Consider the following 15,687-nt stretch of genomic DNA (forward strand, 5'->3'; position numbering starts at 1 on the left):
CGATCTCGGGGCGCAGGCGCAGCGCCTGCTCGGCCAGGCCCGCGGCATCCCGCCCGGCGACCAGGGCGACCGTGGCGAACTCGCCCGGCGCGGCGGCGTCCAGCAGCGCCACGGTGCTGCGCCCGACCGAGCCGGTGCTGCCCAGGATGCTGACGCGCTTCGGAGTCCCGCTCACCGCCATAGCGGCACGCCATAGCCCACGGCGAAGGCCAGCAGGGCGGCGACCGGGGCGGCGGCCAGCAGCCCGTCCAGCCGGTCCAGCACGCCGCCATGGCCGGGGATCAGCATGGAGGAATCCTTCACCCCGAAATGCCGCTTCACGCCGCTCTCCAGCAGGTCGCCGAGCTGCGTCGCGATGCCGAGCAGCGCGGCGACCGCCAGCACCTTCAGCGCCGGCGGGTTGCCGGGCACCAGGAAGTCGGCCGCCAGCCAGCCCACCAGCATCGAGCAGAGCAGCCCGCCCACCGCGCCCGACCGGGTCTTGCCCGGCGAGATGGAGGGCGCCAGCTTCGGCCCGCCCACCAGGCGGCCCACCAGATAGGCGCCGATATCGCTGGCCCAGACCACGAAGATCAGGAACAGGACATTGTTGCGGCCGGCCTCGTTGTCGTGCCGCAGCTCGATCAGCGCGATGCCGGCCAGCCCGATATAGAGCACGCCGAGCGCCAGCCAGCTGGCCGGGGGCGGCGGCCCGCCACCGCGCCGGCGCAGCCGGGGGGCGGCGATCCAGGTGCCGAGGAAGCCCACCAGCAGCACGGCCAGCCCCGGCACCGGCAGGTTGAACACCGCCAGGCCGCAGGCGGCGCCCACCGTGACCGGCACGGCGATGCCCGGCCAGGCGCGGCTGCGCAGCCCGCAGAGCCGCACCCATTCCCAGGAGAGCAGCGCGATGGCCAGCGTCATCAGCCCCGTCCAGGGCAGCGCGCCGAGCCAGATGCACAGCAACGCCCCCGGCCCCAGCACGGCGGCGGAGAGGGCGCGCTTCTTCAGGTCGCGCCAGCGCTTGGCGGATTGCGCGGCGGCGCCGGGCTCGGGCACGGGATCCGTCATGGCTCAGCCCGCGCCGCTGCCGAAGCGGCGCTGGCGGCGGCGGAACTCGGCCAGCGCCTGGTCGAGATGCGCCGCCTCGAAATCCGGCCACAGCACGTCGAGGAAGACGAACTCGGCATAGGCCGCCTGCCACAGCAGGAAGTTGGACAGGCGCTGCTCGCCCGAGGTGCGGATGATCAGATCCGGGTCCGGCATGCCGGCGGTGGACAGCCGCGCGGCCAGCGCCGCCTCGTCCACCGCCTCCGGCGCCAGGCGCCCGGCGGCGATCTCGGCCGCCACGGCGCGGGCGGCGGCGGCGATCTCGGCCCGCGCGCCATAGGACAGCGCGACGGTCAGGTTCAGCCTTGTGTTGTGGGCGGTGGCCGCCTCGGCCTCCTCGATCGCCGCCATGGTGTCGGCGCCGAAGCGGGCGCGCTCGCCGATGACGCGCAGCCGCACGCCGTTCCTGGCGAGCGTCGCGACCTCGAGCCGCAGATAGAGGCGCAGCAGCCCGGTGAGGTCGCGCACCTCATCGGCCGAGCGCTGCCAGTTCTCCGAGGAGAAGGCGAACAGGGTCAGCCAGCCGATGCCGGCATCGGCGGCGGCCTGGACGGTGCGGCGCACCGCCTCCACCCCCGCCTTGTGGCCGAGGGCGCGCGGCAGGCCGCGCCCCTTCGCCCAGCGGCGGTTGCCATCCATGATCAGGCCGACATGCACCGGCCCGGAGTCCGGCCCGGCGGGGGCGGGCATCGCCATGGCGGCGCCGGCCTGCGGTTGGTTGAGGGGCGCCGCGCTCATGCTCCGGCTCAGACCGCCTTGATGTCCTTTTCCTTCTCGGCCAGCAGCTCGTCGACCTTCTTGATCGTCTGGTCGGTCAGCTTCTGCACCTCGTCGGACCATTTCGCGGCGTCGTCCTTGCCGATCTCGGACTTCTTCTCCCAGCCCTTGATCGATTCCATGCCGTCGCGGCGCACGCCGCGCACCGCGACCTTGGCGGCCTCGGCATATTTGTGCGCCTGCTTGGCCAGTTCGTTGCGGCGCTCCTGCGTCAGCGGCGGCAGCGGCACGCGGATGGTCTGGCCCTCGGTCTGCGGGTTCAGGCCGAGGCCGGAATCGCGGATGGCGATCTCCACCGCCTTGGCGGCCGAGCGGTCCCAGACCTGCACGGAGAGCAGGCCCGGCCCGCCCACCGAGACATTGGCCACCTGGCTCAGCGGCTGGTTCGCGCCATAGACCTCGACGCGGATCGGCTCCAGCAGCGCCGGCGAGGCGCGGCCGGTGCGCAGGCCGGAGAATTCCTTCTTCAGCACCTCCAGCGCGCCGTCCATGCGGCGCGTGAGGTCCTGCTTGAGCGTGTTCAGATCGGCAGGTGCGGCCATGGCGCGGCCCTCCTTCTCTTACTGGTCCACGACCGTGGTGAAGCGCCCCTCGCCCTGCATCACGGCGGTGAAGGCGCCCGGCTCATGGATGTTGAAGACGATGATCGGCAGCTTGTTCTCGCGCGCCAGGCTGATCGCGGCGGCATCCATCACCGCCAGGTCGCGCGCCAGCATGTCGAGATAGGTGAGCGTCGTGTAGCGCTCCGCCTGCGGGTTCTTGCGCGGGTCGGCGGAGTAGACGCCATCCACCTGGGTGCCCTTGAACAGGGCGTCGCAGCGCATCTCGGCGGCGCGCAAGGCGGCCGCGGTGTCGGTGGTGAAGAACGGGTTGCCGGAGCCGGCGGCGAAGATCACCACCCGCCCCTTCTCCATGTGCCGCTCGGCGCGGCGGCGGATGAAGGGCTCGCAGACGCTGCTCATCGGGATGGCCGACTGCACGCGGGTCGGCACCTCGATCCGCTCCAGCGCGCTCTGCATCGCCAGCGCGTTCATCACCGTGGCCAGCATGCCCATGCTGTCGGCCTGGGCGCGGTCCATGCCGGAGGAGGCGCCGGCGACGCCGCGGAAGATGTTGCCACCCCCCACCACCACGCAGACCTCGACGCCCAGATCCACCACGCCCTTGATGTCGGCGGCGATGGCGCGGACCGTCGCGGTGTCCAGCCCGTATTCCCGGCCGCCCATCAGAGCCTCGCCCGACAGCTTGAGCAGGACGCGCTTGTAGATCGGGGCGGGCATGGGCGGGGTTCCAACATCCAGGGGCGAAACGGGCGGGGCACGATAGGCAGCGCCCCCGGCTGCGGCAAGGCCGCGACCCGGCAAAGGGTTGCCTCCGCCGGCGGCGGCGGCGGGCGCCGCGTCATGGCGGCGGCGTGGCGCCCGGCAGCCAAACGGGGGCACCGGCCTGGCCGGCACCCCCGATCGGGTCTCTCAGCGCGGTCTCAGACCGTGCCGGCGGCGGCGGCGACCTCGGCGGCGAAGTCGCTGGTCTGCTTCTCGATGCCCTCGCCGAGCTGGAAGCGGGTGAAGCCGACCAGCTTGGCGCCGGCCTTCTGCACCACGGCCTTCACGCGGCTCTCGCCATCATGCACCCAGACCTGCTCCAGCAGCACCACTTCCTCGTAGTACTTGCGGACGCGGCCCTCGACCATCTTCTCGATGATGGCGTCCGGCTTGCCGGAGGCGCGGGCCTGCTCGCTCAGCACCGCCTTCTCGCGCTCGAGCGCGGAGGGGTCGACGGCCGAGATGTCCAGCGCCTCGGGGCGGGTCGCGGCGACGTGCATGCCGATCTGGCGGCCCAGCGTCTCCAGCGCCTCGATCTCGGAGGCGGCTTCCAGCGCCACCAGCACGCCGATCTTGCCGAGGCCCGGCTTGACGGCGGAGTGGACATAGGAGGCCACGGCGCCCGAGGACACGCTGAAGCGCTTGGCGCGGCGGATCGACATGTTCTCGCCGATGGTGGCGATCAGGCGGGTCAGCTCGTCCTGCACCGAATGGGTGGTGCCCGGGAAGGTGGCCGCCTTCAGCGCCTCGACATCCTCGCCGACCGAGAGCACCAGACCCGCGACCTCGGCCACGAAGTTCTGGAACAGCTCGTTGCGGGCGACGAAGTCGGTCTCGGCGTTCACCTCGACCATGGCGCCGACCTGCGGGCCGGTGGCGGTGCCGATCAGGCCCTCGGCGGCGACGCGGCCGGACTTCTTCGCCGCGGCGGCGAGGCCCTTCTTGCGCAGCCAGTCGATCGCCGCCTCGGCGTCGCCATTGTTCTCCACCAGGGCCTTCTTGCAGTCCATCATGCCCGCGCCGGTCTTCTCGCGCAGGTCGCGCACCATCGCGGCGGTGATTTCAGCCATCGGAATGCTCCTGTCTGCCGATCGTCTGGTTCAGGCCTGGGCGGCCGGGGTGGCCTCGCCCTCGGCCGGGGCCGGGGCCTCGGCGGCACCCTCGGCGCCCTCGACGGCGGCCAGCTCCTCGGCCGGCAGCTCCTCGACGGAGCCCAGATCGACGCCGGAGGCCTGCAGCTCGGCGCTGATGCCGTCGAACACGGCGGCGGCGACCATGTCGCAATACAGGTTGATGGCGCGGATGGCGTCGTCATTGCCCGGGATCGGGAAGGCCACGCCCTCGGGATCGGCGTTGGAGTCGACCACGGCGACCACCGGGATGCCGAGCTTGTTGGCCTCCTCGATCGCCAGCTTCTCCTTCACCACGTCGATGACGAAGATGATGTCCGGCAGGCCGCCCATCTCACGGATGCCGCCCAGCGCGCGGTCGAGCTTCTCGCGCTCGCGCGTCAGCATCAGGACTTCCTTCTTGGTGAGGCCCTGGGTGTTGCCGCCGAGCTGCTCGTCCATCTGCTTCAGGCGCTTGATGGAGCCGGTGATGGTCTTCCAGTTGGTCAGCATGCCGCCGAGCCAACGGTGGTTCACATAGTACTGGCCGCAGCGGGTCGCGGCCTCGGCCACATACTCGGCCGCCGACTTCTTGGTGCCCACGAACAGCACGCGGCCGCCGCCGGCGACGACGTCACGGATGGCGCGCAGCGCGCGGTCCATCATCGGCACGGTCTGCTGCAGGTCGAGGATGTGGACCTGGTTGCGCACGCCGAAGATGTACGGCGCCATGCGCGGGTTCCAGCGGCGGGTGTGGTGGCCGAAATGGACACCGGCCTCGAGCAGCTGGCGCAGGGAAACTTCGGGCATCGCCATGGCGATCTTCCTTCAAAACACGTCCGGTTGGGCCTCCGCGGCGCTCACCCCCCTCTCGGGGGACCGGACCCGTTCATCCCGGGACGGGATGGAAGGGCGCACCGCGTGCGGATTTGCCGGCGCGGGGGACGTCCCGCGTCGGCGCGGCGGGATATAGAGGGCGGGGCCGCAGCTGGCAAGGAATGGCTGGCCCCCCCTTTGCCGGCGCCGCCCCGGGCGGCAGAGTGCGGCCCGCCATGTCCCGCCTGACCCTCCGCCCCGCCCAAGCCAGCGACGCCGCCGCCCTGATCGAGGCCAACCGCGAGAGCCGCGCGCTGCACGCCCCCTGGGTCGAGCCCTTCACCGACCAGGCCGGATTCGACGCCTGGTTCCAGCGCCAGCTGACCGGCCCCCATCTCGGCCTGGTCGCCATCGAGGTGCGCACGGGCGGCATCGCCGGGGTGGTGAACCTGAGCCAGATCGTCGGCGGCGCCTTCCAGTCGGCCTTCCTGGGCTATTACGGCATGGCGCGCTTCGCCCGGCAGGGGCTGATGACCGAGGCGCTGCGCCTGGCCATCGCCCACGCCTTCGGCCCGCTCGGCCTGCACCGGGTGGAAGCCAATATCCAGCCGGGCAACACCGCCTCCCGCGCCCTGGTGCAAAGGCTGGGCTTCCGCCTGGAAGGGCTCTCGCCGCGCTATCTCCGCATCGGCGGGCTGTGGCGGGACCATGAGCGCTGGGCGCTCCTCGCGGACGAGGACTGAAGCAAGGCCAGGGGGAATAATTCCCCCTGGTGAAGAGGCGGGACGCCTCCAGGGCCAACGGACAGAAAAAAGAAGGGGTCCAGGGGAATTCATTCCCCTGGCCTTTTCCTACCCTGCCTCGACCGACGCGACCCCGGGCACCACCTTCAGCGCCTGCGCCAGGCGTGGCGAGACATTCCAGGCGCCGGGCAGCACCACCTCCAGCTCCTGCCCCTCACCCAGGCGGGGGATCAGGATGACGCGCCCCCTGCCCTGCCCCTCGCGGGCCAGCATCTCGCGGATCGGCTCGATGGCGACCGCATCCTCCAGCCAGAGGCGGATCTGCTGGCCGACGCCGCTCGCCGCCTTGTCCAGCTCCTCGATGCCCTGGGCGGTCAGGCGCAGCGTCTCGCCCTCCATCCGCGCCTCGCAGCTGACCAGCACGGCATTGCCCTCGGTCAGGATCGGGCGGGCGCGCAGCAGCACCTCGGAGAACAGCGTCACCTCGGTGCTGCCGCTGGAATCGGAGAGCTTCAGCCAGGCCATGCGGCTGCCGGTGCGGGTGGTGCGCTCCTTGCTGTTCACCACCGTGCCGGCGATCTTCAGCACCGCCGCCCCGGCCTCGGCCTTGGCCTGGAGCTGGGCGATCGACGTCACCCGCAGCTTGCGCAGCACTTCCTTGTAGGTGTCGAGCGGATGGGCGGAGAGGTGGAAGCCCACCGCCTCGGCCTCCTGGGTCAGGCGCTCCAGCTCCGGCCAGTCCGGGACATTGGGCAGGCGCAGCGGCTCGGGCCGCGAATCGCCGCCGCCGAACAGGCCGATCTGGCTGGAATTGCGCTCCTCGGCCGAGGATTGGGCGCGGCGCAGCACCACCTCGGCCGCCATGGTCATGCGGGCGCGGTTCTTCTCCAGGCTGTCGAAGGCGCCGGCGCGGGCCAGGTTCTCCAGCTGCATCTTGTTCAGCAGCTTCGGGTCCACCCGCCCGGCGAATTCGGCGATGGAGCGGAACGGCCCCTTCGCGTCCCGCGCCCGCACCAGGTCCTGCATCGCCTGCATGCCGACGCGCTTGACGGCGGCCAGCGCGAAGCGGATGGCCTGGCGCCCATCCTCCATGGTCTCCACCTTGAACTCGGCGGCGGAGCGGTTGACGTCGGGCGGCAGCACCGGGATGCCGAGGCGGGAGGCCTCCTGCATGTGGTTGGCCAGCTTCTCGGTCTTGTCGAGGTCGAGCGTCATCGAGGCGGCGAGGAACGCCACCGGATGGTTCGCCTTCAGATAGGCGGTGTGGTAGGCGACCAGCGCGTAGGCGGCGGCGTGCGACTTGTTGAAGCCGTATTCGGCGAATTTCTCCATCAGGTCGAAGATCTCGCCGGCCTTGCCCTCCGGCACGCCGTTCTTCACCGCGCCATCGACGAAGATTTTTCTCTGTGCCTCCATCTCGGAGCGGATCTTCTTGCCCATGGCGCGGCGCAGCAGGTCGGCGCCGCCGAGGCTGTAGCCCGCGACATCCTGGCTGATCTGCATGACCTGCTCCTGGTAGACCAGGATGCCATAGGTCTCCTCGACCAAGTGGCGCATCGCGGGATGCACCGGCTCCCAGGCCTCGCCATGCTTGCGGGCGCAATAGGCCGGGATGTTGGCCATCGGGCCGGGGCGATACAGCGAGACGGCGGCGATCAGATCCTCGAACCGGTCGGGGCGCATCATGCGCAGGCATTCGCGCATGCCCTGGCCTTCGAACTGGAACACGCCGGCGGAATCGCCGCGCGCCAGCATCTCGTAGGTCTTCGCATCGTCCAGCGGCAGGGCGGCCAGGTCGATGGTGATGCCCTGCCCGGCCAGGATCTCGACCGCGCGCTGCAGCACGGTCAGCGTCTTGAGGCCGAGGAAGTCGAACTTCACCAGCGAGGCATTTTCCACGTATTTCATGGAATACTGCGTCACCAGCATGTCGGAGCGCGGGTCGCGATACAGCGCCACCGTGTCGATCAGCGGCTTGCGGCCGATGACGACGCCGGCGGCGTGGGTCGAGGCGTTGCGGTACAGCCCCTCCAGCACCAGCGCGGTTTCCATCAGCCGGTCGACCATCTCGTCGGCCTGGCGCATCTCCTGCAGCCGCGGCTCGCCATCGAGGGCCTGCTGCAGCGTCACCGGCTTGGCCGGGTTGAAGGGGATCAGCTCGGCGATCTTGTTGACCTGCCCATAGGGCATGCCCATGACGCGGCCGACATCGCGCACCACCGCCTTGGCCTGGAGGCGGCCGAAGGTGATGATCTGCGCCACCCGGTCCTCGCCATATTCGCGGCGGACATACTGGATCACCTCGTCGCGCCGGTCCTGGCAGAAATCGATGTCGAAATCCGGCATCGAGACGCGCTCGGGATTCAGGAAGCGCTCGAAGAGCAGGCCGAAGCGCAGCGGGTCGAGATCGGTGATCAGCAGCGCCCAGGCGGCGACCGAGCCGGCGCCGGAGCCACGCCCCGGCCCCACCGGGATGCCCTGCTGCTTGGCCCATTGGATGAAGTCGGCGACGATCAGGAAGTAGCCCGAGAAGCCCATCTTCTCGATGATGTCGAGCTCGAATTCCAGCCGCGTGCGGTAGGTCGGGCGCTCGGCCTCCGGCGTGGCCTGCGCGTCCAGCCGCGCCTCCAGCCCGCGCTTGGCCATGTCGCGCACCGTCTCGGCCTCGGTCATGCCGGGCTGCACCTTGGGGCAGATCGGCAGCTCGGGCTTGCGGTTCTCCGCCATGATGGCGCAGCGCCGGGCGATCGCCAGGGTGTTGTCGCAGGCCTCGGGCAGGTCGGCGAAGAGCGTGCGCATCGCCTCGGCCGACTTGAAGAAATGCTCGGGCGTGACGCGCCTTCGGTCGGGCTCGGCCAGGGTCCGCCCCTCGGCGATGCAGAGCAGCGCGTCATGCGCCTCATACATCTCCGGCTTGGAGAAGTAGATGTCGTTGGCGGCGGCCAGCGGCAGGCCCGCGGCATCGGCCAGCGCCACCAGCGCCGGGTCCAGGGCGCGCTCGATCTCCAGCCCGTGGCGGGTCAGCTCCACCACCAGCCGGTCCCCGCCGAAGCTTTCTTTCAGTTCTTCCAGCAGCCGGAGGGCGGCGTCGCGGCGGCCTTCCAGCAGCAGCCGGCCGAGCGGGCCGGTGGTGCTCGGCCCGGTCAGCAGGGTGACACCGGCGGCGTGCTGCTTCAGCAGCTCCAGCGTGACGGTGGGGCGGCCGGAGGGGTCGTCGCGCAGGAAGCCCTGGGAGGAGAGGCGCTGGACATTCTCCAGCCCCTCCGCGTCCATCGCCAGCGCCACCACCGGATCGGGCGGCAGGCGCAGCACCTCGGGCCGGTCATCGGCGGCGCCGCGGGTCAGGAAGAGCTGGCAGCCCATGATCGGCTGCACCCCCTTGCCCGAACAGGCCTTGGAGAATTCCAGCGCGCCGAACATGTTGGCCGTGTCGGTCAGGGCGACGGCGGGCATGCCGCCGGCCTTCGCCAGCTCGGCCAGCTTCTCCGCCTTGATGGCGCCCTCGGCCAGCGAATAGGCGGAATGGACGTGCAGGTGGACGAAGCTGCCCATCGGGAAGTCTCCTGCGGGGCGCGGCCGCTCAGCCCGGCGGGGCGGCGGCCGGCTCCGGCCATTGGATGCCGTGCACCAGCCCGGCGACATAGCGGGCGCTGACACGCTTGCCGGCCTCCGCGCCCTCGATGGTCTGGCGCAGCTGCTCGGCCGAGCCGGTCCAGGCATCGGCGGGGAAGGCGTGGAAACGGTAGCGCGTCTCCTCCACCGGGAAGAGGTCGACCTCCGGCCGCCGCTTCGGGTGGAAGAAGCCGATCAGCGGCATGTGGATGGTCTGCGCCTCGGACAGCCAGCAGCCCAGCCAGGAGAAGGTGCTGACCGCCATCGCCACATGCCGCGCCGCGCGCAGCGTGGCGAAATCCGCCATCGCCCCGCGCGAGGCGTGGAACTCCGCCTGCGGGAAGCGCGCGCGCAGCGCCTGGCTGTAGGGGTCGTCCGAGAGCTGGCCCATGAAGACCGGGCGCAGCTTCGTCTCGCGGAGCAGCCGCTCATAGAAGGCGATGGGCAGCGGCCGGTAATCCTTGTGCCGGCCGTCCAGGATCTCGGCGGCCCGCACATTGATCAGCAGCGCGTCGGGCGGCAGCGGCAGCGGCTCGGCGCCCTGGTCGCGGAACAGGGCCTGCGCGGCCTCGCGCGGCGGCAGCAGCTCCAGCCGGCAGGCCAGGCAATTGGTCTCGATGCCGCGCAGCAGGCCGAGCCGCACCAGCCGCTTCAGCCCGAGCAGGCTGGGCCGGTGCCCCTGGAGAAACACCGAGGGGCGCGGCAGCGCCACCTCCGCATGCGCGATGCCCCATTCCGGCACGCCGTCGCCGGTCACCTCCACCCCCAGCTCCGCCGCCAGCCGGTAGGCGAAGAGGCACTGGAACATGCGGTTGCCCAGGCCGCTGCTGGTCTTCAGCCGCAGCACGGGGGCGGCGGCGTCAGGCATCGACCACCTGCCCGTCGCGCAGCGTCACCACCCGGTCCATGCGCCGGGCCAGTTCCGGATTGTGGGTGGCGATCAGCGCCGCCAGCCCGTCATGCCGCACCGCCTCCAGCAGCTCGCCGAACACGATGTCGGAGGTGGCGACGTCCAGATTGCCGGTGGGCTCGTCGGCCAGCAGCAGGCCGGGGCGGTTGGCCAGCGCGCGGGCGATGGCGACACGCTGCTGCTCGCCGCCCGAGAGCCGGCCCGGGCGGTGATGCGCGCGGTGCTCCAGGCCGAAGCGGCCCAGCAGCTCGGCGGCGCGGCGGCTCGCCGGCTTCTCGGCCGTGCCGATCGCCATCTGCGGCATCACCACATTCTCGAGCGCGGTGAATTCCGGCAGCAGGTGATGGAACTGGTAGACGAAGCCGATGGCGCGGCCGCGCAGCCCGCTGCGCGCCTCGTCCTTCAGCCCGCCGGTGGCCTGGCCGGCGATGTGCACCTCGCCGCCATCCGGGCGCTCCAGCAGCCCGGCCAGGTGCAGCAGGGTGGATTTGCCGGTGCCGGAGGGGGCGACGAGGGCCACGATCTCCCCGGCATGCAGGCGGAGTTCCGCGCCGCGCAGCACCGGGAGTTCCCCGGCCTCGGTGCGGTAGCGGCGCTCGACACGGTCGAGATGCAGGCGAAGCTCACTCATTGCGCAGGGCCTCCACCGGGTCGGTCCTCGCCGCGCGCCAGGAGGGGTAGAGGGTGGCCAGCAGCGACAGGCCGAGCCCCATCAGCACCACCTGCGTCACCTCCCCCGGATCGACCACCGCCGGCAGCCGGGTCAGGAAATACACTTCCGGGCTGAAGAGCTGCGTGCCGGTCAGCGATTGCAGCGCCTGTCGGATGTGCTCGATGTTGATGCAGAAGACCAGGCCGAGCGCGAAGCCGATGGTCGTCCCGAGCACGCCGATCGAGGTGCCGCAGAGCAGGAAGATGCGCATCACCGCGCCGCGCGTGGCGCCCATGGTGCGCAGGATGGCGATGTCGCGCCCCTTGTCCTTCACCAGCATGATCAGCGAGGAGACGATGTTGAAGGCGGCGACGATGATGATGAGGGTGAGGATCAGGAACATCACGTTCCGCTCCACCTGCACCGCCGCGAAGAAGGAGGAATTGGCCGCCTGCCAGTCCAGCACCCGCACCGGCAGGGGGGAGAGGCCGCGCACGATCTCCCGCGTCACCGCCCGCACATTGTCCGGGTCGTTGACGAAGACCTCGATCATCGAGGCGGCGTCGCGCAGCTGGAAATAGACCTGCGCGGCAGGCAGCGGCAGGAAGACATAGCCGCTGTCGTATTCGTTCATCCCCGCCTCGAACAGCGCCACGACCGTATAGGCCTTGAGCCGCGGCACCGTGCCGATGACGGTGCTGCGCCCCTGCGGCGAGACCAGGGTGATCTTCGAGCCGACGCCGAGGCCGAGCTTCTGCGCCAGCCGCGTGCCGATCAGGATGGCATCATCCCCCTGGAAATTGTCCAGGCTGCCGGCGCGGATATTGCCCGCCAGCAGCGGCCGGGCACGGAGGTCCTCGGGCTTGATGCCGCGGGCGATGCCGCCGGTGGCGCCGCCGGCCTCGCTGGTCATCAGCACCTGGCCCTCGACGATCGGGGTGGCGCTGGCCACCCCGGCCATCTGCCGCACCCGCTCGGCGATCGCGTCATAGTCGCGGATGCCACCGCCGCCGGGGCCGGAGGCCGCGGCGTGGATGCCGAGATGCCCGTTCAGCCCCAGGATGCGGCCCAGCAGTTCCTGCCGGAAGCCGTTCATCACGCTCATCACGATGATCAGCGTGGCGACGCCGAGCGCGATGCCCACCAGCGAGAAGGTGGCGATGACCGAGACGAAGCGCTCGCCCTTGCGCGCCCGCAGGTAGCGGAACGCGACCTTCCGCTCGAAGGCACCGAACATGCGCGGCCTACTGGCCCAGGATCTGGGCGAGCGCGGCCTCGATCGAGACCTCCTGCCGCTCGCCGGTGGCGCGGCGCTTCAGCTCGATGATGCCATTGGCGGCGCCGCGCGGGCCGATGATGGCCTGCCAGGGATAGCCAGCCAGGTCGGCATCGTTGAACTTCACCCCCGCCCGCTCGCCCCGGTCGTCATAGACGGCGTCGCCGCCGAGCGCGGCGTAGAGCTTCTCCGACAGCGCGTCGGTGGCGAGGTCGCCGGGCTTCAGGTTCAGGATGGCGCAGCGGAAGGGCGCGACCGCATCCGGCCATTTGATGCCGGCATCGTCATGGTTGGCCTCGATCAGCGCGCCCAGCAGGCGGGAGACGCCGATGCCGTAGCTGCCCATCTGCGGGATCACCGGATTGCCGTCCGGCCCGGCGACGGTGAGGCCCATCGCCTTGGAGTACTTCTCGCCGAAATAGAAGATGTGCCCCACCTCGATGCCGCGGGCAGACACCTGGTTCTCCGCGCCCAGCGCGTTCCAGGCGGCCTCGTCATGCATCTCGTCGGTGGCGGCGTAGCGGCTGGTCCAGAAATCGACGGTCGGGTCCAGGTCGCCCTCATAGTCGGGCTTCTGCGCCAGCACGTCGAATTCCAGCAGGTCCTTGTGCAGATAGACCTGGCTCTCGCCGGTCTCGGCCAGGATGATGAATTCGTGGGAGAGGTCGCCGCCGATCGGGCCGGTATCGGCGCGCATCGGGATGGCCTTCAGCCCCATCCGCGCGAAGGTGCGCAGATAGGCCACGAACATCTTCTTGTAGGAGAGCCGCGCCGCCTCGGCATCGATGTCGAAGGAATAGGCGTCCTTCATCAGGAATTCGCGGCCGCGCATCACGCCGAAGCGGGGGCGGATCTCGTCCCGGAACTTCCACTGGATGTGGTAGAGGTTGCGCGGCAGGTCGCGATACGACTTGGCGTAGCTCTTGAACAGGTCGGTGACCATTTCCTCGTTGGTCGGGCCGAACAGCATCTCCCGCTCATGCCGGTCGGTGATGCGCAGCATCTCCTTGCCGTAGTCGTCATAGCGGCCGGACTGCTTCCAGAGCTCGGCGCTCTGGATGGTCGGCATCAGGATCTCCTGGGCGCCGGCGGCGTCCTGCTCCTCGCGCACGATCTGGCTGACCTTTTGCAGCACGCGCAGGCCGAGCGGCAGCCAGGCATAGATGCCCGCCGAGGTCTGGCGGATCATGCCGGCGCGCAGCATCAGCTTGTGCGAGGCGATGGCGGCCTCGGCGGGGACTTCTTTCAGGGTGGGCAGGAAGGCGCGGGAGAGGCGCAAGGGTTCAGCTCCGGTCGGGACTACGGCGGGCGGAAGGTAGAGGCGCGCGCGGCGTTATGCCAGGGGCCGCGTCCGTCGCGGCGGATCACGTCGCCCGCTCATGCCGCAGCGCAGCAAAAATGCGTGGCAACTTATGAAAACGCACAATTCGGAAAGAAATGCGGACCGGTCCCGCCGATTTGCCTTGCCGGCTTTGGATCGTTGCCGATACAACAAAAAAAAGGGCCACACCGAAGGTGCGGCCCGAGTTTAGGGAGGAAACGCCAGTCACACGGCAGGAAGAGAACCAGCTCTCTTCCTGGGGCTGATCCTGCGCCCCGCTCCTTTTTGCCGCAACGCAAAAACACCCGCGATCAGCCAAAAAAACAGGCGATCGCGGGCTCCTTGCGCGCAAAATGCGCAATCGGCGTCCTATCGCTGGCCAAATCGCCTAATCTCCAGGCATTGCCAGCCAGCCCTGGCGGAAGCTGAGATAATCGCTGGTCACCAGCGCATAGATTCCGGCGAAAATCAGCGTGGCCGCGATGGTGGTCCAGACCATCTTGCGCCCCAGCATCGGCGCTGCCGGCGCACCGCGCCAATTGCCCGGGGCCCGGCCCTCGGCATCCGGCCGCACGCCGATCGGCAGCATGGCGAACAGCACCGTCCACCAGACCAGAAAATAGACCATGAAGCCGGTGAACCAGTTCATCGCAGCCTTCCCTCCGTCACGCCCCCGGAGATAGGCGCTGGCGCGGCGGCGAGGAAGGGGCCGGGCCTCGCCCCACCGTGATGGCCGCCCGGCAACCGAGTGCGTGATCCGGGGTTGGCCCCGCGCCCCCCTGGCCCAAGCTGAGGGGCCCGCCCCGCGGTCCCCCTCGCCGGGACCGCCCCTGACCGTCCATCGGCCCCCGCCCCGCGCGGCGGCCCTTCCGGATCCGGGAGTCCCATGCCGGCCGACCTGCCTGCCTCGCCCACCGCCCGCCCGCCCGCCGCCAGGCTGGTGGAGCTGGATTCGCTGCGCGGCATCGCCGCGCTGATCGTCGTGCTGCACCATGTCTGGCTGACCCTGCCCGGCCTGCCCGCCTGGCTGGTCTGGGCGGTGGCCGAGACGCCGCTGCGCCCGCTGGCCACCGGGCGGCAGGCGGTGGTCTTCTTCTTCGTGCTCAGCGGCTATGTGCTGACCCGGGCGCTCGCCCGGCAGGAGGCGCGGCAGCCCGGCAGCGTGCTCTCCTGGCCCGGCTGGGCGCATTACGGGGTGCAGCGGGCGCTGCGGCTCGGCCTGCCGGTGCTGGGCGCGTTGCTGCTCTCGGCGGCGCTGCAGAGCCTCACCTGGCGCGCGCCGCTGCCCGAGGGCAGCCCGCACATCGTGGCCGGCGCCGCCTGGGCCACGCCCTGGAGCTGGCCCGACCTGCTCGGCCAGGCGCTGCTGCTGCGGCATGGCGACGGCTTCCAGCTGAACCCGGTGCTGTGGTCGCTGGTGCATGAATGGCGCATCGCGCTGCTGCTGCCGCTGGCCCTGCTGCTGCGGAACCGGCCGGAATGGCTGCTGGCCGTCGCCCTGCTCGGCGCCGGCGTGGCGCGGCTGGCCGGCATGCCGGAGGGCCAGGTCTCGCTGGGCGGCAGCCTGCCGGCCACCTTCGCCGCCAGCGCCGGCTTCCTGCCCGCCTTCGCCACCGGCGCCGTGCTGGCGTTGCGCCCGCCAAAACCCCTGGACGGCACCCAGGCGCTGGCCGCCGGCCTGGCCGTGCTGGTGATGGCCATGGCGGCGCATGACTACGGGGTGATCGCCGGCTCGGCCCTGCTGATCCTGCTGGCGCAGCGCGACGGGCCCTTCGCCCGCCTGCTGCGGCACCCCGGGCTGCTCTGGCTCGGGAAGATCTCTTTCAGCCTCTACCTGGCGCATATGCCGGTGCTGCTGGCGCTGACCCATGCGCTGCGCGACCGGGCCGAGCCCTGGCAGGTCGGCGCCCTCGCCGTGTTGCTGTCGCTGCCGGTGGCGGCGCTGATGTTCCGGCTGGTGGAGCGCCCGGCGCATCTCCTGGCGCGGGCCCTGCCGCCCTTCGTGGCCGCCAGCCGGACGCCAAGGCGGGCGGCCGGCGCCCGGGCGCGCTGAGGGG

14 protein-coding genes and 1 pseudogene are annotated in these 15,687 nt (G+C 70.8%); 2 read left to right on the plus strand and 13 right to left on the minus strand.

Going from position 1 to position 15,687, the window contains the following annotated elements; translation table 11 throughout:
* The 7 genes and pseudogenes from HMPREF0731_RS04105 to rpsB all read right to left on the minus strand — a co-directional run.
* A pseudogene (locus HMPREF0731_RS04105) lies at positions 1 to 181 on the minus strand (1-deoxy-D-xylulose-5-phosphate reductoisomerase); the annotation flags it as partial.
* A complete protein-coding gene (locus tag HMPREF0731_RS04110; protein ID WP_007002766.1) occupies positions 172 to 1,050 on the minus strand; it encodes a phosphatidate cytidylyltransferase in 879 nt (292 codons plus the stop codon). The pseudogene HMPREF0731_RS04105 and the gene HMPREF0731_RS04110, both read right to left, overlap by 10 nt.
* A gap of 3 nt (positions 1,051 to 1,053) precedes the next feature.
* Positions 1,054 to 1,827 (minus strand): isoprenyl transferase, encoded by a 774-nt coding sequence (locus HMPREF0731_RS04115; RefSeq protein WP_007002767.1) that lies wholly within the window; start codon positions 1,825 to 1,827, stop codon positions 1,054 to 1,056.
* Between the two features lie 8 nt (positions 1,828 to 1,835).
* Positions 1,836 to 2,408: a ribosome recycling factor gene (frr, locus tag HMPREF0731_RS04120; RefSeq protein WP_007002768.1), complete on the minus strand. Its 573-nt coding sequence runs from the start codon at positions 2,406 to 2,408 to the stop codon at positions 1,836 to 1,838.
* Positions 2,409 to 2,426: 18 nt separating this feature from the next.
* A complete protein-coding gene (gene pyrH / locus HMPREF0731_RS04125; protein WP_007002769.1) occupies positions 2,427 to 3,146 on the minus strand; it encodes a UMP kinase in 720 nt (239 codons plus the stop codon).
* Positions 3,147 to 3,349: 203 nt separating this feature from the next.
* Entirely contained in the window at positions 3,350 to 4,261 is a 912-nt protein-coding gene (gene tsf, locus HMPREF0731_RS04130; protein ID WP_007002770.1) for a translation elongation factor Ts, read from the minus strand.
* Positions 4,262 to 4,291: 30 nt separating this feature from the next.
* Positions 4,292 to 5,116 (minus strand): 30S ribosomal protein S2, encoded by an 825-nt coding sequence (rpsB, locus tag HMPREF0731_RS04135; protein WP_007002771.1) that lies wholly within the window; start codon positions 5,114 to 5,116, stop codon positions 4,292 to 4,294.
* 236 nt (positions 5,117 to 5,352) lie between these two features.
* Between rpsB and HMPREF0731_RS04140 the strand changes: the two genes are divergently transcribed.
* Positions 5,353 to 5,859, plus strand: coding sequence for a GNAT family N-acetyltransferase (locus HMPREF0731_RS04140; RefSeq protein WP_007002772.1), 507 nt, complete (start codon positions 5,353 to 5,355; stop codon positions 5,857 to 5,859).
* A gap of 108 nt (positions 5,860 to 5,967) precedes the next feature.
* Here the strand turns inward: HMPREF0731_RS04140 and dnaE are convergent, their stop codons facing one another.
* The 6 genes from dnaE to HMPREF0731_RS04170 all read right to left on the minus strand — a co-directional run bounded on the left by dnaE (position 5,968) and on the right by HMPREF0731_RS04170 (position 14,279).
* Positions 5,968 to 9,411: a DNA polymerase III subunit alpha gene (gene dnaE, locus HMPREF0731_RS04145; protein ID WP_007002773.1), complete on the minus strand. Its 3,444-nt coding sequence runs from the start codon at positions 9,409 to 9,411 to the stop codon at positions 5,968 to 5,970.
* Between the two features lie 28 nt (positions 9,412 to 9,439).
* Positions 9,440 to 10,339 (minus strand): O-fucosyltransferase family protein, encoded by a 900-nt coding sequence (locus HMPREF0731_RS04150; protein ID WP_007002774.1) that lies wholly within the window; start codon positions 10,337 to 10,339, stop codon positions 9,440 to 9,442.
* Positions 10,332 to 11,012: an ABC transporter ATP-binding protein gene (locus HMPREF0731_RS04155; protein WP_007002775.1), complete on the minus strand. Its 681-nt coding sequence runs from the start codon at positions 11,010 to 11,012 to the stop codon at positions 10,332 to 10,334. Before HMPREF0731_RS04155 ends, HMPREF0731_RS04150 begins: the two co-directional genes overlap by 8 nt.
* Complete coding sequence (locus tag HMPREF0731_RS04160; protein ID WP_007002776.1) at positions 11,005 to 12,270, minus strand: lipoprotein-releasing ABC transporter permease subunit; 1,266 nt, start codon at positions 12,268 to 12,270, stop codon at positions 11,005 to 11,007. The genes HMPREF0731_RS04155 and HMPREF0731_RS04160 overlap by 8 nt, the downstream gene beginning before the upstream one ends.
* Before the next feature lie 7 nt (positions 12,271 to 12,277).
* Positions 12,278 to 13,588, minus strand: coding sequence for a proline--tRNA ligase (gene proS, locus HMPREF0731_RS04165; protein WP_007002777.1), 1,311 nt, complete (start codon positions 13,586 to 13,588; stop codon positions 12,278 to 12,280).
* Positions 13,589 to 14,018: 430 nt separating this feature from the next.
* Entirely contained in the window at positions 14,019 to 14,279 is a 261-nt protein-coding gene (locus HMPREF0731_RS04170; RefSeq protein WP_007002779.1) for a DUF1467 family protein, read from the minus strand.
* A 237-nt stretch (positions 14,280 to 14,516) separates the two neighbouring features.
* Between HMPREF0731_RS04170 and HMPREF0731_RS04175 the strand changes: the two genes are divergently transcribed.
* A complete protein-coding gene (locus HMPREF0731_RS04175) occupies positions 14,517 to 15,683 on the plus strand; it encodes an acyltransferase family protein (RefSeq protein WP_007002780.1) in 1,167 nt (388 codons plus the stop codon).
* The last annotated feature ends 4 nt before the right edge of the window (positions 15,684 to 15,687 follow it).

Source organism: Pseudoroseomonas cervicalis ATCC 49957 (genome assembly GCF_000164635.1).
Classification (GTDB): Bacteria; Pseudomonadota; Alphaproteobacteria; order Acetobacterales; family Acetobacteraceae; genus Pseudoroseomonas; species Pseudoroseomonas cervicalis.